Origin of the sequence: Azospirillum fermentarium (genome assembly GCF_025961205.1) — a bacterium.
Taxonomy (GTDB): domain Bacteria; phylum Pseudomonadota; class Alphaproteobacteria; order Azospirillales; family Azospirillaceae; genus Azospirillum; species Azospirillum fermentarium.
The window spans coordinates 1893433-1913182 of the sequence record NZ_JAOQNH010000001.1 but is presented as its reverse complement, the minus strand read 5'-3'; the positions used below and the strand labels follow the sequence as shown (position 1 = coordinate 1913182).

The 19750-nt window shown below is 64.5% G+C and carries 19 protein-coding genes and 1 tRNA gene; 14 read left to right on the top strand and 6 right to left on the bottom strand.

Annotation, left to right across the window (positions count from 1 at the left end; all coding sequences use genetic code 11):
- Positions 1-20 precede the first annotated feature (20 nt).
- The 10 genes from M2352_RS09145 (at position 21) to M2352_RS09100 (ending at position 10578) form a co-directional block, all read left to right on the top strand.
- Positions 21-1247: a phage portal protein gene (locus M2352_RS09145; protein WP_264664185.1), complete on the top strand. Its 1227-nt coding sequence runs from the start codon at positions 21-23 to the stop codon at positions 1245-1247.
- On the top strand, positions 1234-2868 hold the full coding sequence (locus tag M2352_RS09140; protein ID WP_264664184.1) for a phage major capsid protein: 1635 nt from the start codon (positions 1234-1236) through the stop codon (positions 2866-2868). The genes M2352_RS09145 and M2352_RS09140 overlap by 14 nt, the downstream gene beginning before the upstream one ends.
- A gap of 13 nt (positions 2869-2881) precedes the next feature.
- Complete coding sequence (locus M2352_RS09135; RefSeq protein WP_264664183.1) at positions 2882-3307, top strand: hypothetical protein; 426 nt, start codon at positions 2882-2884, stop codon at positions 3305-3307.
- Between the two features lie 8 nt (positions 3308-3315).
- Positions 3316-3819: a phage head-tail connector protein gene (locus M2352_RS09130; RefSeq protein ID WP_264664182.1), complete on the top strand. Its 504-nt coding sequence runs from the start codon at positions 3316-3318 to the stop codon at positions 3817-3819.
- Between the two features lie 57 nt (positions 3820-3876).
- Positions 3877-4281, top strand: a complete 405-nt coding sequence (locus M2352_RS09125; RefSeq protein WP_264664181.1) for a hypothetical protein — start codon at positions 3877-3879, stop codon at positions 4279-4281.
- Between the two features lie 428 nt (positions 4282-4709).
- Positions 4710-5120, top strand: a complete 411-nt coding sequence (locus M2352_RS09120; RefSeq protein ID WP_264664180.1) for a phage terminase small subunit P27 family — start codon at positions 4710-4712, stop codon at positions 5118-5120.
- Complete coding sequence (locus M2352_RS09115; RefSeq protein WP_264664179.1) at positions 5092-6759, top strand: terminase large subunit; 1668 nt, start codon at positions 5092-5094, stop codon at positions 6757-6759. The genes M2352_RS09120 and M2352_RS09115 overlap by 29 nt, the downstream gene beginning before the upstream one ends.
- Before the next feature lie 137 nt (positions 6760-6896).
- On the top strand, positions 6897-7619 hold the full coding sequence (locus tag M2352_RS09110) for a hypothetical protein (RefSeq protein WP_264664178.1): 723 nt from the start codon (positions 6897-6899) through the stop codon (positions 7617-7619).
- Positions 7620-8142: 523 nt separating this feature from the next.
- Positions 8143-9264: an AAA family ATPase gene (locus M2352_RS09105; RefSeq protein ID WP_264664177.1), complete on the top strand. Its 1122-nt coding sequence runs from the start codon at positions 8143-8145 to the stop codon at positions 9262-9264.
- A gap of 213 nt (positions 9265-9477) precedes the next feature.
- Positions 9478-10578 (top strand): plasmid recombination protein, encoded by a 1101-nt coding sequence (locus M2352_RS09100; protein ID WP_264664176.1) that lies wholly within the window; start codon positions 9478-9480, stop codon positions 10576-10578.
- Between the two features lie 166 nt (positions 10579-10744).
- Here M2352_RS09100 and M2352_RS09095 read toward each other — a convergent pair whose 3' ends face one another.
- From M2352_RS09095 to M2352_RS09075, 5 genes are all read right to left on the bottom strand, one after another.
- Complete coding sequence (locus M2352_RS09095; RefSeq protein WP_264664175.1) at positions 10745-11650, bottom strand: PD-(D/E)XK nuclease domain-containing protein; 906 nt, start codon at positions 11648-11650, stop codon at positions 10745-10747.
- Positions 11651-11718: 68 nt separating this feature from the next.
- Positions 11719-13605 (bottom strand): site-specific integrase, encoded by a 1887-nt coding sequence (locus M2352_RS09090; protein ID WP_264664174.1) that lies wholly within the window; start codon positions 13603-13605, stop codon positions 11719-11721.
- Positions 13606-13716: 111 nt separating this feature from the next.
- Positions 13717-13807, bottom strand: a tRNA-Ser gene (locus M2352_RS09085).
- A gap of 87 nt (positions 13808-13894) precedes the next feature.
- Complete coding sequence (locus M2352_RS09080) at positions 13895-14167, bottom strand: DUF2061 domain-containing protein (protein WP_264664173.1); 273 nt, start codon at positions 14165-14167, stop codon at positions 13895-13897.
- Between the two features lie 101 nt (positions 14168-14268).
- The gene (locus tag M2352_RS09075) at positions 14269-15234 is read right to left on the bottom strand and encodes an alpha/beta hydrolase family protein (protein ID WP_319802027.1); all 966 of its coding nucleotides are present in this window, start codon (positions 15232-15234) and stop codon (positions 14269-14271) included.
- Here M2352_RS09075 and M2352_RS09070 point away from each other — a divergent pair.
- The 4 genes from M2352_RS09070 to M2352_RS09055 are packed head-to-tail and all read left to right on the top strand — an operon-like array spanning position 15191 to position 18916.
- Positions 15191-16402 carry a glycosyltransferase family 4 protein gene (locus tag M2352_RS09070; RefSeq protein WP_264664172.1) on the top strand — a complete coding sequence of 404 codons (1212 nt, stop codon included), beginning with the start codon at positions 15191-15193 and terminating at the stop codon, positions 16400-16402. The two genes, M2352_RS09075 and M2352_RS09070, sit on opposite strands and share 44 nt — an antisense overlap.
- Before the next feature lie 45 nt (positions 16403-16447).
- Positions 16448-16867 (top strand): PepSY domain-containing protein, encoded by a 420-nt coding sequence (locus tag M2352_RS09065; RefSeq protein ID WP_264664171.1) that lies wholly within the window; start codon positions 16448-16450, stop codon positions 16865-16867.
- A gap of 34 nt (positions 16868-16901) precedes the next feature.
- Positions 16902-17564, top strand: coding sequence for a response regulator transcription factor (locus M2352_RS09060; protein ID WP_264664170.1), 663 nt, complete (start codon positions 16902-16904; stop codon positions 17562-17564).
- Positions 17561-18916 carry a sensor histidine kinase gene (locus M2352_RS09055; RefSeq protein WP_264664169.1) on the top strand — a complete coding sequence of 452 codons (1356 nt, stop codon included), beginning with the start codon at positions 17561-17563 and terminating at the stop codon, positions 18914-18916. Before M2352_RS09060 ends, M2352_RS09055 begins: the two co-directional genes overlap by 4 nt.
- 231 nt (positions 18917-19147) lie before the next feature.
- Here the strand turns inward: M2352_RS09055 and M2352_RS09050 are convergent, their stop codons facing one another.
- Complete coding sequence (locus M2352_RS09050; protein ID WP_264664168.1) at positions 19148-19675, bottom strand: Lrp/AsnC family transcriptional regulator; 528 nt, start codon at positions 19673-19675, stop codon at positions 19148-19150.
- Between the last annotated feature and the right edge of the window lie 75 nt (positions 19676-19750).

Sequence of the window (19750 nt, the reverse complement as noted above, 5' to 3'; positions counted from 1 at the left end):
TCTGACGTGGCAGGCTTTTCATGTTTGGTTGGCTGAGGCAGAGATTGCCTTACGAGCGCAAAGACGCTGGTGGCTATGAAGTCCTGACCGGCGGTGCTCTGCCGACCGCAGCGGGCGTTTCCGTCTCCCCGGAAACCGCCATGGGCTGTTCCGTCGCCTTCGCCTGCGTCAAGGTGATCGCCGAGACCGTCGAACAACTGACCCCGCACCTGTACCGCAAGAAGGGGCCGGACGACCGGGAGCGCGCCACCGACCACCCCGTCTACCCCCTGGTCACGCAAGCCGCCAACCCGTGGACCCCGGCCAGCGAGTTCCGTCTCGTGCTGGGCACGCACTTCGCCACCTACGGCAACGCCTATGCCTTCGTGAACCGCGACGGAGCCGGGCGGGTGGCCGAGCTGATCCCGCTGGACCCGCGCACCGTCTCCGTCCGGCAAGACCCGCGCACCATGGTTCCGGTCTACACCGTCGCCACGGGGGCCGGGCTGGCGCGCGACTACGACCGTTCGGAGATCCTGCACATCCGGGGCGTTGGGCTGGACGTTCATAAGGGCGCTTCGCCCGTCACGCTGGCCCGTGAAGCCATCGGCCTTTCCCTGACCCTGGAAACCCACTGCGGCGGGCTGTTCGGCCGTGGCGCCAAGCCGTCTGGCATCCTGAAGCACAAGCGCAAGGTGACGCCCGAGCTGATGAAGAAGCTCCGCGTCTCCTTCACCCAATGGTTCGGCGGGGCCGCCAACGCCGGCAAGACGCTGATCCTCGAAGAGGACATGGACTTCCAGCAACTCCAACTGTCGAGCGTGGATGCGCAGACGTTGGAGATGCGCCGCTTTCAGGTGGAGGAAGTCAGCCGCTTCTGGCGCGTGCCGCTGCACATGGTGGGCGAGATGGACCGCGCCACCCACGCCAACGCGGAAAGCATGGGGCAACAGTTCCTCACCTTCTGCATGCTGCCAATCCTGCGCCTGTGGTGCGACGCGCTGGCGATTACGCTGCTGACCCCGGAGGAACGGGGCGAATACTACTTCGAGTTCCTGGTGGACGACCTCGCCCGCGCCGACATCGCCGCGCGCTTCGAGGCATACAGCAAGGCCATCAACGCGGGCGTGCTCAATCCGAACGAGGCCCGCTCCATGGAGAACCGCGCCCCCTACGCCGGGGGCGAGACCTTCATGCGCCCGGTCAACACCGCGCCCGCCCCGACCAACGGCACCACCAGCACGGAGGCCGGCAATGGAGCGGCTTGACCTCGAATTCAAGTTCGCTCCGTCCGACGCCGGGGTGATCAACGGCCTTGCGTCCCCGTTCGGCGGTGCGCCCGACCGGGTGCGGGACATCGTGGCGCCTGGTGCTTTCGCCCGCTCGCTGGCCGAGCACAAGGCGCGCGGCACCATGCCCGCCATGCAGCTGAGCCACGACCCGGCGGCCGTGGCCGGCACCTGGGAGACGATGGAGGAAGCCCCGGAAGGGCTGAAGGTCTCGGGCCGGCTGGCGCTGGGCACGACCACGGGCGACGAAGCCTATGCCTTCGCCAAGACCAAGGCCGTCACCGGCTTGAGCATCGGCTTTCGCACGGTGAAGGCGACGCGGCTTCCCGGCGGTGTCCGCCGGCTGGACGAGGTGGACCTCTTGGAGGTGTCGCTCGTCGCCGTGCCCGCCGCGCCGTCCGCCCGCATCACCAGTGTGAAGAGTTTCCCGGCCGCTGGCGCGGCCATTCTTGAGGAGAGCACCATGGAAGACGAGACCACGGCCGCGCCCGACAACGGCACGGTGGAGACCAAGGCGGCCGAGCTGGTGGCCGGCATCGAGACGAAGATGACGGCCGCGATCACCGCCGCGCTGGCGCCGATCACCGACCGTCTGGGCAAGGTGGAGACCGCGCTCCGCCGGCCGGGCGCCGCGCCCACCACGGAGACCAAGGGGGCCGAGGCTCCCGAGCGCAAGGCGTTTGAGAACTACCTCCGGGGCGGCACCGCCGGCATGGACTACACCGAGGTGAAGACCCTGCGCACGGGCGACGACACCAGCGCCGGCTATCTGGCGCCGGCCGAGTTCATCGCCGAGGTGGACAAGAACATCGTCCTGTGGTCGCCGGTTCGCCAGTTCGCCACCGTGCGCAACACGACACGCGGTTCGGTGGAACTGCCCAAGCGCATCGGCCGTCCCACCGCGACGTGGGTGGAGGAGCTGGAGGACCGGGAGGACACCGAGACCGGCTCGCGCTACGGCAAGTCGGCCTATGAGGTGAAGGAACTGACCGCCTATGTGGACGTGGCCTTCTCCACCCTGGAGGACGCCGCCGTCGATATCTTCGCCGAGCTGGCCGGCGACCTCGCCGAAGAGTTCGGACAGGCGGAAGGGCAAGCCTTCGTCTCTGGCAACGGTGTGAAGCGCCCCATGGGCTTCATGTCGGACACCACCATCCCCAGCGTGGTGACGGGCGACGCAGCGAAGATCCTCCCCGACTCGCTGATCGACCTGTTCCACGCCCTGCCGTCGCCCTACCGGACCAATGCCGTGTGGGGGATGAACTCCACCACCCTGGGCGCCTGCCGCAAGCTGAAGACCACGACGGGCGAATACCTGCTGTCCATGACCGGGCTGGCCGGCTCGCCCGTCACTACCATCCTGGGGCGCCCGGTGGTGGAACTGCCCGACATGCCCGACGTGGCCGGCGGCGCCATCCCCATCATCTTCGGCGACTTCGCCCAAGGCTACCGGGTGTTCGACCGCGTGGGCTTCTACCTGCTGCGCGACGATCTGACCCAGCGTACCAAGGGCAAGTGCCGTTTCCATGCCCGCAAGCGGGTTGCCGGTGGTGTCCGCAAGTCCGAGGCGCTGCGCAAGCTAATCGTGGCCGCGAGCTGAAGGAGGAACACCCATGCGCGACCTGCTGAACAACATCACCCCGGTCAACATCATCCCGCCGAGCGTGGCGACGAGCGACAACACCGCCGTCGTCTCCGCCATCGTGGACAGCCTGGGCTACGGCTCCGTGACCTTCGTCATCCTCACCGGCACGCTGGCCGACGCAGACGCCACCTTCTCCGTGCTGGTGGAACATGGCGACGCCGCCAACCTGTCGGACGCCCTGGCCGTGCCCGATGAGTTGTTGGTCGGAACCGAGGCGCTGGCCGGCTTCACCTTCGCCCACGACAACAAGGCGCGGAAGGTCGGCTATGTCGGGGGCAAGCGGTACCAGCGCCTCACCATCACGCCGACCGGCAACGCTAGCGCGGCGAACCTGGGGGCCGTGGCGATCCTGGGGCACCCGGTCAACGCGCCCACCGCCAACCCGCCCGCGTGAGGCACGCCATGCTGACCGTCATCACCCCGGCCGTGAGCCAACAGCTTACCACTTTGGCCGCCGTCAAGACGGAGCTGAAGCTTTCCGGCACGGCGGATGACGATTGGCTGTCGGAGGTGATCGACCGTGCCAGCGCCACCATTCGGCGCTGGTGCGGTCGCACCTTCGCGTTGGAAACGGTGCGGGAGACGTTCCGCCTATTGGCACCAACCGAAACCCTGTCCCTGTCGCGCTGGCCTGTGGCGTCCATCGTCTCCGTGTCCGAGACGGGCAACACGCTGACCGCTGGCGACTATGAGACCGAGGACGACGTGGGGTTCGTCTACCGGCTCACCGGATCGGACACGGAGACGATGGACGCCACAGGCCAGCGGGCAAGATCGTGGTGGACTACTCGGCCGGCTACATCCTTCCCGGCGCCGCTGGCGCGACCCTGCCCGAGGATGTGGAGCGGGCAACCATACTGCTGGTCAAGGCAGAGTGGTTCGCCCGAACCCGTGACCCCCTGGTGAAGTCCGAGGACATCGACGGGGTTCTGTCCACCTCCTATTGGGTTGGCGGCTTCGGTGATGGCGCCGCGCTTCCGTCTGACGTGGCCGGGCTCCTCTCCCCGCATCGTCTCGCTGTGTTCGGGTGACGCCATGCCCACAGAAACAGACGCCCTTGACCGTGCCCTTGCTCAATCCGGCGCCGACGTGACGGTGGTGCGGCCGGGCACACCCACCATTTCCGTCTCCTGTAAGGCCAAGGTCTTCGGGTTAACAGCCCAAACCATCCGAGCGGGCTCGTCCTCTTCGCAGGGAAACTACCGCGCGATCCTATCGCCTACACCGTTCCTCACTGCCGGCTTCCCGCTGCCGATCCGCACGACGGACAAGATCAACTGGAACGGCTCACAGCGCACCATCACCTTCGCGTGGCCTATCCCGATAGGCACCACCGCCGTCCGCCTCGAAATCGACTTCACCGGGTGACGCTATGCCCTACGCTCCGCCCCGTGCCTGCAAGTGCGGTTCGCTGGTCCCCGCCGGCCAGAAGTGCCCACGCTGCACCAAAGCCTATGACGCCGCCCGAGGGACCGCTCGCCAGCGTGGCTATGACGCGGCGTGGGAGCGCGTCCGTGCCGAGTTCGTCAAGACGCACCCCGTGTGCTGCGTCCCCGGCTGTGGCTGCCCCACGGAGGACGTGGACCACATCGTCAGTGTCAAGGAGGCGCCGCACCGCCGGTTGGACCCGACGAACCTTCGCCCCTTCTGCCACTCCCACCACTCGACGCGGACCCGCCGCGACCAAGGCGGCCCGAAGCGTCGGAGGGGATAGGCATGTCGGAATTTCTCACCGAGGGGACCGGGACCGTTGGGGGGTCTTGCGCGCACACACGCCGAAATTGGGGATTTTCATCATGAAGGGCCGGAAACCGAACCTGAAGGTGATCGAGGGCGGCGCCGCGCCCGGCCGGTGCCCGTCTCCGCCGTCCTGGCTGACCGTCCACGCCAAGCGGGAATGGAAGCGTTCCGCCCCGGAGCTGCACCGCCGGAAGCTGCTGACCGCCGACGCCATGGCGACGCTGGAAAGTTACTGCGTCGCCGCCGGGCAAGTGAGGGAGTTCGAGGAGCTGATGGGCGTGGAAGGCCGCATGGTCTCCACCGAGAACGGCCCCAAGCCGCACCCGGCCTTCAAGATGCAGCAAGCCGCCATGCGCGAAGCCCGGTTGCTGGCGGCCGAGCTGGCGCTCACGCCGCACCGGCAAGGCACCAAGGGCAAGACCGAAGAGGACAAGGGCAATGGCTGGGATTCCGATCTTCTCGCCTGATCCGGGGCTGTACCCCGATCCGACCGGCCGCGCCGACAAGGTGTCCCGGTTCGTCCGCATGCTGCGCCTGTGGGAAGGCCGCTTCGCGGGCGAGCCGTTCCACCTGCACCCGTTCCAAGAGGCGGTGGTGCGCCGCATCTACGGCCCGTCCACCGACGCCGGTCGGCGGCTGGTGCGCCTCGCCTGCATCTGGATACCCCGTGGCAACGCCAAGACGACGCTCGCTTCTGCGCTGGCGCTGGCGCACTTCCTGGGGCCGGAAGCCGAGGCCGGTGGGCAGGTGATCCAGGCCGCCGCCGACCGGGAGAACGCCGGCATTGCCTTCAAGCACTCGTGGGAGATGGTGAAGCAGGACGACGCGCTGTTGCGCCGTGTCCGCTCCATCGAAAGCCGGAAGATCCTCAACCACACGAAGACCAGTTCGACCCTGAAGGCGATTTCGTCCGAAGCCTATTCCAAGCACGGCATGAACGCTTCGTTCTTCCTGGCGGACGAGGTGCATGCGTGGCCGGTGGCCGAGGGCCGCAAGCTGTTCAAGGTGGTGACGGACTCCATGGTGAAGCGCGAGGAACCGCTCACCGTCGTCATCTCCACGGCCGGCGAAGGACAGGGCGGGCTTGCCCACGACCTGTGGAGCTACAGCCTTGCCGTGGCGCGCGGCGAGGTGGACGACCCGACCTTCGCCCCGATCATCTTCGCGGCGGACCCGGAAGCCGATTGGCGGGATGAAAGCGCTTGGCACGCGGCCAACCCGGCTATCGACGCCGGCTTCTGTTCGCTGGAGGAACTGCGCATCAAGGCCCGCCGGATCGAGCACTTCCCGGCCGAGATCGCCGACTTCCGCCGGTTCCACCTGAACCAGTGGCAGGAAGGCGCGTCCAACCCGTGGATGGACCTCGCCACCTACGACAAGGCCGAGCCGACCACCGACTCGGAAGACCTGATCGGCCGGGCGTGCTGGGTGGGCGTGGACCTGTCCAGCGTGGAAGACCTGACGGCCGTGGTCGCCGTGTTCCCTGATGGCGAGGGCGACGGCCGCAGCTATGACGTAGTGCCGTCCTTCTTCCTGCCCGAGGCCGCGTTGGGAAAGAAGGCCGAGAAGGACCGGGCCGATTACCTGCGCTGGCGCGACGCCGGCTTCCTGACGATCACGGAGGGAAACCGCATCGACTATGACGCGGTAATTGCCCATGTGGTTGGGCTGGCCGAGCGGTTCGACCTTCAGGAGGTCGCCATCGACCGATGGAACTCCACCGCCGTCACCACCGCGTTGCAGCGGGAGGATATCACCGTCGCCACCTTCGGGCAGGGCTTCGCCAGCATGGCCGCGCCGGTGCGCGAGCTGAAGCGCGCCATCCTGGGGGGCGAGTTCCGCCACGGCGCCAACCCTGTGCTGCGGATGTGCTTCGCCAACGTGGTGGCGGAGAAGGACGCGGCCGAGAACGAGAAGTTCACGAAGGAGAAGGCACGGGGCCGGATCGACGGTGCCGTTGCGGCCGCTATGGCTGTAGGCCGCATTCTGGCCGGCGACGATGGCCCGAGCATCTACGAGACCGCAGATCGGCCGGACGGCTTCCTGGTCATCGGCGGTGACGACAAGGAGGATGCCGAGGAGTGGGACGACCTCTTGCTCGTGTAGCAATCGCCACTGGTACGTCTTCGAGAGATGCTTGTCTCGTTTAGCTAAGCCAGACAGTCAGACCATAGTTGCGTGGACATCGACGCAGCAAAATTGTATTGTTTCCCGCCCCATCAATTAAATTTAGAGCAACAAAGATGTTTGAAAAGGAAGCGGTCGAAAGAGTTAGCGGCAGCTGGGAGCGCGCAGAATATGCCAACAAATGCATGCGAGAAATAGAAACAAGGATGGCAAGTTCCATCAATCTAAATGGACAAGGAAAAATCACACCGAAAACTGTATTCAACATACGCGCGTTCATCCAATCCTGTGCATATAGGATACATACACTATCGAATGGCTCTACGTCGATGTGGAATAATGGAAATGCGATTTCCTCAATTACACTTTCAAGAGCAGTATTAGAGACCGTGGTAACATTCTACGATTTTTACCATAATCTTTCTCAGCTCGAAGCCAAAATGGATCGCGCAGGGATTAAGGAACTCGTATTGAAGAGGATGAACGCGATACGTATAGAAGAATGGGTAAAGCAATTTGAAGAATATAAATCAGTAAATGTCATTACAATGATAGGGCGAATGAACAAGGAGTATCCAGGAATTTCTGATAACTACGAAAAGCTTTCAGAATTTAGTCATCCGAACTGTCTAGGAACATTAATGGCATTTGGGAAATTGGACACAAATAATGGCTTATGGTCTTTTGACAGAAACAACCAAAACTCAGAAAAAACCTTCGATGTTGTTTATAGCGGCCTGCACACTATAGGATTTTTTATCATATCACTAAACGAACTAGAGAATATGATGCCGAGAATATCAGAAATTTTCAACCCAGACCACAACCAACGGATATAGAAGGTTTAGCATGGCATACCACGGCCGCCCCCCAAGCCCATGTCCGTTGTCAGCAAGCGTCCTGAAGCAGTTTCGTCCGCAAATGTCCGCCAACAGCGGCGTCAATCCGCCGCAAAGTGTGGGGCAAACTGTGGGGGAACGAAAAAGGCCAGAGCGGATTTTCTAGGAAAATCAACGCTCTGGCCTGATTTCGTGGCGGAGGGAGAGGGACCCTCTGCAACACAGAAACACCCTGTCTCGTCAAAGACTTAGCCGATCAAAACGCTTGACAAGTGCCACAGTTTCGTGGTTATTTCAACTCATCTGATAAGGCGCGTGTTCGTTTGGACCGCCCCACCGTGGGGGCGGTCCAAACGAACACGCGCCTTATCTGTTCAAGAACGAGAAAGCCGAACTGCGGTTCGGTAGACGGCGGGGCCGTCAATTTTTCGTTCTGGCTGGGTCGCCCCTTCGCATCTCCCGACCCCATAGAGTGCTTGCCGGATCGGAACGAACCGGCAACACGAACGCGAAGGAACGAAGCATGACCACGACGAACACGAACAACACCGCGACCGGCACCGCCTCGATCGTCTCGGGCCTGTCATCATCAATGTATCCGCTGTTCACCATCGACCAGCACAAGAGCATCCCGGCTGGCAAGCCGGTCATTCCCGGCGTGTTGAGCCGGAACAGCGTCGCCTTTCTGTATGGCGAGTCGGGAACCTTCAAGTCGTTCATCGCCATGGGCGCAGCGCTGGGCATCGCGTCGGGTCAGGGGGCGTGGGGCCGAAAGGCCGAACAGGGCATCACGGTCTACATCGCGGGCGAAGGGCAACACGGGCTGAATGGGCGCATCTCGGCATGGCTGAAGACGTCGGGGTCATCATCAACGATTCCGTTCATGCTGGGCAATCAGGCGATCAACATGCTGGACACGTCGTCCCTGGACGCCCTGATCGTCTCCATCCAGCACTGGCAGAGCCAGTTCAACCTGCCGATCTCGCTCGTGATCTTCGACACGCTGGCTACCTGCTTCGGCGACGGCGATGAGAATCTTTCGCGCGACGTGCGAAAGTACATGGAAAGTTGCGCTCGAATCGCGAAGGCGTTCGACTGCGCGGTGCTGACCGTCCATCACCAGGGCAAGGACACCGGGCGGGGGCTGCGCGGACATAGTTCGTTGCGCGCGAACGCGGACACGGTGATTCGGGTCCGGCGCGGCGACCAGCCGGGAACGGTTCTGACGACGGTCGAGAAGCAGAAGGACGGGCGGGAGTTCACGTCCACGTTCCGCCTGGATGCGGTGGATCTCGGCGTCGATACCGAAGGGTTGCCGCTGTCGAGCCTCGTCGCGGTCCACGTTGAAGATGTGGGACTGCCGGGCCAACCGGCGCGGGCCGCGAAGCCGTTGCCCGCGCATCACCTGCTGGCGCTGGACGCGCTGAAGGCCGCTGGCCCGGCTGGGCTGACCAGCGTCGAGTGGCGGAAGGCGGCGAAGGCGGTCGGCGTGGGGGTCGAACGGGCGTCGGCGTTCGACGACGCGCGGAAGAGCCTGACGGCCCGCAACCTCGTCTCGGCGGTCGATGACCGCTTCATCGCCGTCGAGGCGCTGATGAGCGCGGCCAACGACGATGAGGATGACGAGGACGATCTCGCCGCCTGACGCCCGGCGCACACGCGCACGGATGGCCAGCGCCCGCTGGCGTCCGTGTGCGCCGCGCGCCAGCGCGGCCCGCGTCGCAGACCCGACGTTTGTGCAACAAACATAGTCGGTCGCTAGATTTAATCGGTCGCTAGATTTAATCGGATTCGATAAACTTTTAGGTTGCTGCGACTCCGCACAGGCACACATCGCGGTTCGAGAGGGGGAACCACGATGGCCTATCAGTTTCTGCACCTCGATACCGTCAGCCGCAGCGTGCCGAAGAAGGCGATGAGCACACGCTGGTCGATGCGGGACATTCTGGCCGAAGCCGGACGCGAACCGGCGGCCTGCCCGCATGTCGCCACGCCACAGCCGCCCACCCTGGTCATGGGCTTGCCCTTGGCGGAGGTGGAAGCGCTGGCGACCGACAACGCGGACAAGGCGAAGGACGGGGCTGGGCGGCGGCTGCGCAAGGATGCGCCGGTGCTGGTCGCCGGGGTGGCGAGTTTCCCGGTTCCGCTGGCGGACATGACCGAACAGAACCGCCAGCGCTGGCGGCGCTGGGAAACGGACACGCTGGCGTGGCTGCGGCAGACCTTCGGGCACCGGGTCGTCAGCGCCGTCCGGCATGAGGATGAGCGGTTCCCGCACCTGCACTTCTACCTTGCGCCCGACCTTGGGGCGGATGGGCGGCTCGACGTTCAGGCGGTGCATCCCGGCATTGATGCGCGGGAGCGGTGCCGCGCCGACGGTGGCGACCGCGCGGCGCAGAATCGGGCCTATTGCGAGGCGATACGGCGGATGCAGGACGGGTTTCAGCGGGCCGTGGGCGCGCGGCATGGGCTGTTGCGCACCGGCCCCAAGCGGCGGCGGCTGACCCGCGCTGCATACCGGGAAGTTCAACGACAGGCGCAGGAGCGGGCGGCGATGCTGGAACGTATCGAGATGACGGTGAGCGAAGCGGAACGCCTGCGGGTGGCCGCCGTGGAAGCGCCCGTGCTGCGGGCCAGCGTGCAGGCGCTTCAGGAGCAAAACGCCCGCTTGGCGACCGAACTGGCGGACGCCAAGCGGGTCATCACGCAGAAGGAGCACGAAACGGCCCGGCTGCTGGCGAAGGTCCGGGCGTCGGGGCCGAAGATCGGCCACTGCGCGAAGGTGCTGACCGGCGTCATCCGCCTTGTCGCCACCGGCGACGAGGAATACCGCGCGTGGCTGGCGCAGGCTGAATGCCCGGCGGTGGTGGACGAATCCGATTGGACGCTGCTGCGGTCGCTGCTGCGCCGCCCCGGCTGGTCGTTGCGCCAGCGGGGGCTGGATGATTTTCAGCGGTAATTTCTGCACCTCGACAGAGCATCAGGATGCTTCCACAGCCGAAATAACAGGAGTAACTGTCGCCTATACGTCTCGACCAACGCTGCAAAATTACTAACAGACTGCCAGAAGTTTCCGGGACAACACGCCCTCCAGAAAGACATTACAACCTCAGTCATCACGCGCTTTACGAAGCCACAGGCTCTTGAAGAATAAAAACTTTCATCTTAATCTCTCTACCTCCTCCAGTTTTATTTATACCATCAAACGCAGTATGAATTGCCTGCGGATCCGCAATTTTTCTAGTTGGGTCAAATATGAACGCATAGAGGAAACTGCATCCAGGATGAGATGGATAGAGCGCTCTATCTTCGTTTAATTGTCCTATTACCTCCTTTTGCCCTAAATCTGCTTTGGTCATCTTAAATTCAACGAACAGTTGATGCTCTGGCACATAAAGGTCAACGCGCGACCTCTTAACTCCAGCGAATGCCGGGACATAATCCTCTGATACAATCGTATCGCAATACATCGACAAAACGGCCCGATAGAGGTCCTGAACGTCGTATTCATCTCCTATGGTTATAGTTTCACGTGCGGACAATACATTGTTTACCGTTTCCTTCCTTCTCTGGAGCATATAGCTAGCCAGACGGGCAAATTTCGCAGATATCACCTTGTCTAATATATCAATTATAGAAGGCGATGGCGTATCTGCCCCGGCAATCCTAAGAGTTTCTTCCATAGCCTCCAATGCCCCCTCGATCTGTGGGAGAATATTATCGCCAAATTGATTATCAAATTTTTCCTCAACACCCTTTAGCCATCCATAAAACAGACCCACAGAACTGATGAATTTTTGCGGACTAGGATGAGAACTTGGAATAGAGTTATTCTCAAATTTTTTAGAAAACTGGAAAAATGAGTGAGCTAATGAAGCTACTTTATTTGCGTCATCACTATTACTTGAAAGAGAATTTGCCTTTGCCTCGTATACAAGACGCTCTATTTTCTCCATCCTAACGCGGTCGAAAAACTTTTCAAGATAGTCACCAGCTTTCATCGCTTCATCAAGCTTACTATGCCGTGGCATCTCTGAACTCCTCAGTAAAAAATTTTACATATAGGCCACATAACGCAACATAGATTAGCTGCAAAATCTTATTGTTCTGCCATATGAACCCTTTGATTTTTGGCATCCGCGTTGTTTGGCAAAGAGAAAAAACGGACGCGGTGCGGCTGGTTTTCCATGTGCAGATGCGACAGGTCGATGCCGACGTCGAGTTTCAGTAGGACCTCGGCGGTCTGCTTCGGCTCGTAGTCGTGGAAGTAAATCGCGCTCATCTCGTTCTGGCTGGCGTGGCCCATGAGCGAGCGAACCACGTCATCCGCGCCGATTTTCTGCCGCTTCAGCAGCGTATTGAACAAATGGCGCAGCGAATGGAAGTCCTTGAAACGCTCGTAAGTGCTGAGGTCCTGACGGTAGCGCGTGAACCATTTGGTGAAGGCTGAGGCGTAATCGCCGTCTTCATTGCCCTTCAGGTTTGGGAACAGGCGGTCAACTTTTGCGGATTTGGCCTCTTTCCAATAGCGGATGATGCCGATTTTTTCCAGTTCGGTGTGAATCGGTATCGACCGCTTGGCGTTCTTGGTCTTGCCCTCGCGGACGTGGAAGATGTGAACGCCCGCGTCCTTGTCGAAGGAAATGTCGTTCACGCCCAACCCGCAAATCTCGTTCTCCCGCATTCCGGTGAACAGGCCGATGAGCGGTATCCAGAACCGTTCATCCTCAATCACCTGCTTGCCGGGCGTGGATCGGGAACGCGCCGACGCGCAACCGACCCACAGGGGCGACCCGAACAGCGCCTTGAGGTCCGCCGAGGTCCACAATTTGCGGTTCTCGGCCTTCTTCTCGACCATTTGGTTTTCAAACTTGGCGTGCTCGAACGGGTTTTGCTGGCCGAACAACCCGCCTTTTTTCAACGATTCGTAGAAGTCGTGCAGGAAGGTCAGGTGCTTGTTGACCGTCTTCGGGGTCAGCGTCTCCGTCAGCCGCTCCGCGTTGGCGCGGGGCAACTGGTGCTTCTCAACTCGAATGTCGCCGGTCTTGCTGTCCGCCAGCGCCTTGACGATCTTCTTGCGCAGGGCGATGGCTTCCGGGGCGGTCAGCCCCTTGTAGATGTCGCGGCCACTGCGGTCGGGCAGTTCGCACAGAGTGGTGCGGAACTCCTTGGCATCGACCTTTGACATCTGGGCGTATCGGATGTCGCCCTTCAACTCGATGAACAACCGAAGCGCGCGGCGGGCCTGCTCGACCGAATCGGTTCTCCAACGGCCTTCCTTGACCTTGGTTTCGATGTGTTCCTCGAACATGTCGGACAGCAGACGGCGGGCGTCCTGTTCCCCGATTTCCGATGGAGGCGTTACCCCTATCGGCCCGACAAACGGGTGAACGGTGGGCTGATAGATGCCGCGCTCCCGTTCGGCGTCATAGGTGTGGGCGGCGGCCATGGTCGCCAGCGCATGGCGCAGAAAGCGGCGGAACTCATCGTCCATCGTGGGAACGGCGAAGCCGCTTTTGCGCAACTTCGCCTCGACGGTCGGGCGAATCGCGTCGAACTCGTTGACCTGCGCGTATCCGCGCCAGACCTCGGCTTCGTTCTCGGGCTGCCAAGCCGCTTGGATAGCCTGTTCCTCCTCGTCCGCGTCGCCGTCGATGTCCCACGGGCAATAGCCGGTCGGGCGCGCAAGCCGGTTCTGCTCGCCCACCTCCAGCACCTCGGAAAACAGGTCCAACAGTATGCGGTCAAGGTCGGGCTTGGTGGGCAGACGCTTTTCCGCCATAGCAAGGCGCTCCAGACGCTCGGCAAGTGAATCGAGCATTACGGATACCCGCCGGGCGCGCATCCGCGCAAGCCTTGCGTTAGAGGTTTGAAGCGACTTGGAAAGGTGCGAGCGCCCAAGGATGGAAGCCATCACAGGGGGCAGACGCCTGCGCCACTGATAAACCGCGCCGCGCCGGAACAAATGGATGTGGTTGGTGGTCATTGTCGGCCCCGTCGAACGACGACCGGCCCGCGCCGTGCTGCATCCGTGTGCCGCACCCTGTGGTGAAGCCCGTCGCAGAACGTAGCGATATCAATGACTTGTCAGGTAAAGTGGCGGAGGGAGAGGGATTCGAACCCTCGATACCCTTTTGGGGTATACTCACTTTCCAGGCGAGCGCCTTCGACCACTCGGCCATCCCTCCGGCGCGGCCCGGAACTTACTCAGGCGGCGCTTACGGTGCAAGCTTTTCTTTTGTCCCCACGCCATTTTTTTGCGCGCAGGCAAAACGTCAGGCGTGGAACAGGCCGCAGGCATGGCCGGAGGAGCCTCCCGGCGCCCCGCCGGACCCCGCATCGCCGCCATCCCCATCCGTGCCCCCACCCGTACCGTTGCGCCGGCCCAGCCATGCCCACACCTTTTCGTGCAGGTGATAGGCGAAGGTGTTGCACAGCGGCTCCACCAGGGCGACCGTCCCGCCCACCGCAATGCTGCCGGTCAGCAGATAGCCGACCGTGAACGCTACCGTGAAATGGACGCAGGCAAAGCTCAGGGTCTTGGTCATGGCGGGCGGCTCCCCCGGTCAGTCATTTAGAATGAGAATAAGTTACATCTTCTCCCATCTCCCGTCCAATCGCAACATCCGGCCACAGCGATAGGTTCCGCCTATGGCGTCAGGGTTTCGTGAAGCTCCGCCACCGTGCGGCACAGCAGCGCGATGTCCGCGTCCCGCGACAGCCGGTGATCGCCGTCCTTCACCAGCGTCAGCCGCACATCCGGGCTGGTCAGGGCAGCGCTCAGGCGCAGGCTGGTGTTCCACGGAACGTCGCGGTCCTCCTGCCCGTGCAGCAGCCGCACCGGGCCGGTGAAGGGGATCGGCGCCCGCAGGACCAGATGCTCCCGCCCATCCTCGATCAGCGCCCGGGTGATGGGCTTCGGCTCGGCGAAATAGGCGGACGGACGGTACCACCGGCCCTCGCGCACCAGGGTGGCGCGGATCTCCTCGCCGATGCCGTTCCAGATGAGATCCTCGGTGAAGTCGGGGGCCGACGCGATGCCCACCAGACCGGCCACCCGTTCGGGACGGTGCAGGGCGGCCAGAACCATCATCCAGCCGCCCATGGACGATCCCACCAGGATCTGCGGCCCCGCCGTCACCGCATCCAGCACCGCCACCGCGTCGCCGACCCAGGCGCCGATGGTCCCGTCGTCGAACCGCCCGCCGGAGTCCCCGTGGCCGCGGTAATCGAACCGGGTATAGGCGATGCCCCGCCCCACCGCCCACCGCTCCAGCGCCACCGCCTTGGTGCCGGTCATGTCCGACATGAAGCCGCCCAGGAACATCACCCCCGGCCCGCGCACGCCCGGTGCCGCCGGGGTGTGGCGCCACGCGATGGGCAGACCGTCGCGGATCAGGGTGCCGCTGCGGCCACGGGCGTCTAGGCGATCGCCCCCGGCTGGGCTATGGTGCGCGCCGCCCGGCGTGGTGTGTTCGTTCATCGGCGTATCCTCCCCATCGGGCCGTTCGTCATCACCCACGGCCACCATCGTCTCGTTCGTCTGTCGATCCTGGCCCGGAGCACCGTTCATGCCGTCGGACACCGCCACCACCGCCACCGAAACCACCGGCACCCCCTCCCCCGGCTGGCACCGGCCCGGCCGGCGCGCGCCGGTGGTGCTCCAGGTGGTGCCGGCCCTGGTGACCGGCGGGGCCGAGCGCGGGTGCATCGACGTGGCCCTGGCGCTGAAGGCCGCGGGGGCCGTGCCCCTGGTGGCCTCGGCGGGCGGGCCGATGGCCCATGAACTGGACCGGGCCGGCATCACTCATATCACGCTGCCGCTGGCGTCCAAGAACCCGCTGACCATCTGGCGCAACGCCGGGGCGCTGGCGGACATCATCCGCCGGCACACGGTGGACATCGTGCACGCCCGCAGCCGCGCTCCGGCGTGGAGCGCCTCTCTCGCCGCCAAGCGGACGGGCGCGCGGTACATGACCACCTTCCACTCCACCTACAATTTCGGCTCGGGCCTGAAGCGGCGGTACAATGCGGTGATGGTGCGGGGCGAACGGATCATCGCCATCTCGGGCTTCATCCGCGATCACATCCTGTCCAACTATGGCGACATCGCCGACCCGTCGCGCATCCGGGTGATCCACCGCGGCATCGACACCGACGTGTTCGCCCCCGACCGGGTGTCGCCGGCCCGCATCGCCCAGCTCGCCACCCAGTGGCGCGTGCCCGACGACCGCCCGGTGATCCTGCTGCCGGGCCGGCTGACCCGGTGGAAGGGGCAGACCGTGATGATCGACGCCCTGGAAAAGCTGGGGCGCAAGGATATCCGCTGCCTGCTGGTGGGATCGGACCAGGGCCGCACCGGCTATCGGGCGGAGCTGGAGTCGCGCATCCGCCGTGCCGGGCTGGAAGGGGTGGTCCACATGACCGACCATTGCAACGACATGGCCGCCGCCTACCGCCTGTCCACCGTGGTGGTGTCGGCCTCGCGCGAGCCGGAAGCCTTCGGCCGGGTGATCGTGGAGGCGCAGGCCATGGGCCGCCCGGTCATCGTGACATCCATCGGCGCCTATCAGGAAACGGTGATTCCGGGGGAAACCGCGTGGGTTGTACCCCCCGACGATCCCGATTCCCTGGCCCAGGCGCTGGCCCAGGCGCTGGAGATGCCGGTGGAGCAGCGTGATGCCATCGGCGACCACGCCCGCGCCTTCGTCGCCGGACGCTACACCAAGACCCGCATGTGCGCCGACACGCTGGCCGTCTATGACGAGCTGGTGAACGGCTGATCCCGTTCACCCCGCATTCAGGCGGATGCGTGCAGGGTATGAGGCATGATGAAGAGCACCCTGCCCCGTCTCCTTCTTCCCCTCACGCTGGCCCTGATGCTGGCCGGCGGCCCCGCCGTGGCCGACGATGACGACGACGACCACGGCAACCGCCATCACCGCCGCGAGCGCGACCACGAATCCGATCACGATCTGGCCCGCGCCGCCCGCGAGGCCGGCGACATCGTGCCGCTCCAGCGCATTCTGGACACGGTGAACGCCCAGTTCGATGGTGTTCTGCTGGAAGTCGAGCTGGAATTCGAGGACGATCACGACAAGGGTCGCAAGCCCGGCTGGCTCTACGAGGTCAAGATGCGCACCACGCCGGGTGCGGTCATCAAGCTGTACTACGACGCCCGCACCGGGGCGCTGATCGGGACCCGCGGACGGGGGGTGGACGCCGCCCGCCGCCCCCAGAGCCGCTGACGCCAGCGCCGCTTGACGAAAGGGGCACCATCCCATGCGCCTGCTGGTCATCGAAGACGACGCCGACCTGTGCCGCCAGCTCCGCACCACGCTGGAACACCAGGGCTATGCCGTGGACACCGCCGGCGATGGGGAGGAGGGGCACTTCCTCGGCGACACCGAACCCTATGACGCGGTGGTGCTGGATCTGGGCCTGCCGGTGCTGGACGGGCTGTCGGTGCTGCGCCGCTGGCGGGCCGACGGACGCACCATGCCGGTGCTGATCCTGACCGCCCGCGACCGCTGGACGGAAAAGGTGGAGGGCATCGACGCCGGGGCCGACGACTACCTGACCAAGCCGTTCCAGATGGAGGAGCTGGCCGCCCGCCTGCGCGCCCTGATCCGCCGGGTGCACGGCCACGCCTCCCCCGAACTCACCTGCGGCCCGGTGCGGCTGGACACCCGCGCCGGCACGGTCACGCTGGACGGGGCGCTGGTGCCGCTGACGGGGCACGAATTCCGCGTGCTGTCGTACCTGATGCACCACAAGGGGCAGGTGGTCAGCCGCGGCGAATTGACCGAGCACATCTATGCCCAGGATTTCGACCGCGACAGCAACACCATCGAGGTGTTCGTGGGCCGGCTGCGGCGCAAGCTGGGGGCCGGGCTGATCGAGACGCTGCGCGGCCAGGGTTACCGTCTGGCCGATCCGCCATGATCCGCCGGTCCGTCCGTTCGCTGGGGTTCCGGCTGGTGGCCGGGGCGGCGCTGTGGATCACCGCAGCGCTGGCGGCGTCGTGGGTGGGGATGACGGCGCTGTTCCACGCCCATGTGGCGGCGACGGTGGAAGAGGGGCTGGCCAACGATCTCGACCGGCTGCTGGCGGCGCTGGAAACCGGCCCCGGCGGCGCGCTGGTGCTGCCCCAGCGGCTGGCCGACCCTCAGTTCGACCGGCCCTTTTCCGGGCGGTACTGGCAGGTGATGGTGGCGGGCCGCCCGCCGCTGCGCTGCCGGTCCCTGTGGGATTCGGTGCTGGAGATGCCCGACGACGGGGTGCCCGACGGAAAGCTGCACCGTCACGTCGCCACCGGGCCGAAGGGCGAGCGTCTGGTGGCGGTGGAGCGCACGGTGACCCTGCCCGACCTGGCCGACCTGGCCGAGCCGGTGCGGGTGATCGTGGCCGTGGACTCCATCGTCATCGACCGGGCCGAGGGGCAGTTCCGCTGGGCCGCCGCCCTGTCGCTGGCGGTGCTGGGGGCGGGCCTGGTGCTGGCGGTTCTGGTGCAGGTACGCTATGGCCTGCGGCCCCTGTCGCGGCTGCGGACGGCGCTGAACGCCGTGCGCGACGGGGCCAGCCCCACCGTCACCGGCCAATGGCCGGCGGAGGTGGCGCCGCTGGTGGCCGACCTCAACGCGCTGATCGAGCACGACGCCGCCGTGGTCGCCCGCGCCCGCGCCCAGGCCGGCGATCTGGCCCACGCGCTGAAGACGCCGCTGACCGTGCTGGCCAACGAATCCGCCGAACGCCCCGACCGGGTGCCCCGGCTGGTGGAGGTGATGCGCCGCCACATCGACCGTCATCTGGCCCGCGCGCGGGCCGCCGGCAGTGCCGCCGTTCCCGGTGCCCGCACCGACGCGGCATCGCTGGCCCACGGAATCGGGCGGGCCATCGGTGGGCTGGCCCGCAGCCGCGGCGTGTCGGTGACGGTGGACGCCGGCCCCGCCGCCGTCTTCCGCGGCGACCGCGAGGATCTGGCGGAGATGCTGGGCAACCTGATGGAAAACGCCGCCAAATGGGCGGCCTCGCAGGTGCGCGTGACCCTGGCCCCCACCGGGTCCGGCCCCACCCGGCGCCTGCGCGTCCGGGTGGAGGACGACGGCCCCGGCCTGCCCCCCGAACGGCGGGAGGCGGTGTTCACCCGCGGCGTGCGGCTGGACGAGGATATGCCGGGGTCCGGCCTGGGCCTGACCATCGTGCGCGACCTCGCCGCCTGCTACGGCGGCACGGTGGTGCTGGAGGATTCGGAGCTTGGCGGGCTGGCCGCGGTGCTGGACCTGCCGGGGGCCTAACCATAATCCATTGATTTGAAAGCAATATATCGTCATTCCCGCGAAAGCGGGAATCCGGGCGCAAGCCGCGGTCAGCGGCGATGGGAATCCCGGCGGTTCCGGCGCGGCGGCACCTTCTGGATCCCAGCTTTCGCCGGGATGACGGTGAAGGAATGCTTCTTTCCCGTAACCGGCCCAGAAAAAAACCGGAACCACCATGGCGGTCCCGGTTTCATCCCGGTCAGCGAAGGATCACTCCTCCACTTCGTCCTCGTCATCCTCGAGGCTCTCGGGGATATCGGGGGAATCGACGTCGATGGGAACGCCGGGCACGTGCTTGGACGAACGGATCGAGAGCGCCGATTTCACATGGGCCACGTTGGGGGCACAGGTGAGCTTGGTTGTCAGGAACCGCTGATAATCGTCCCAGTCCTCCGCCACGATCTTCAGCAGGAAATCGAACTCGCCGGCCAGCATGTTGCATTCACGCACAAGCGGCCAGGAGTTGACGAGATCCTCGAATTTCTTTAGGTCGGCTTCGGCCTGGCTGGACAATCCGACCTGAGCGAACACGGTGACACCGAACCCGAGCGCGTCGGGATTGATGTCGGCGTGATAGCCCCGGATAAACCCGGATTCTTCCAGTGCGCGAACGCGCCGCAAGCAGGGGGGAGCGGAAATGCCGGCGCGCCGCGCCAGCTCCACATTGGTCATCCGGCCGTCATTCTGCAGGTCGCGCAGGATACGCCGGTCAATTCGGTCGAGTTTTACCCGCCGCATGTTTTACTCAACAGTCTCCGGGGTGGCTTCTGGGAAAGGATATTACACAGTGGGAACACCCACGCCAAGCGGCAA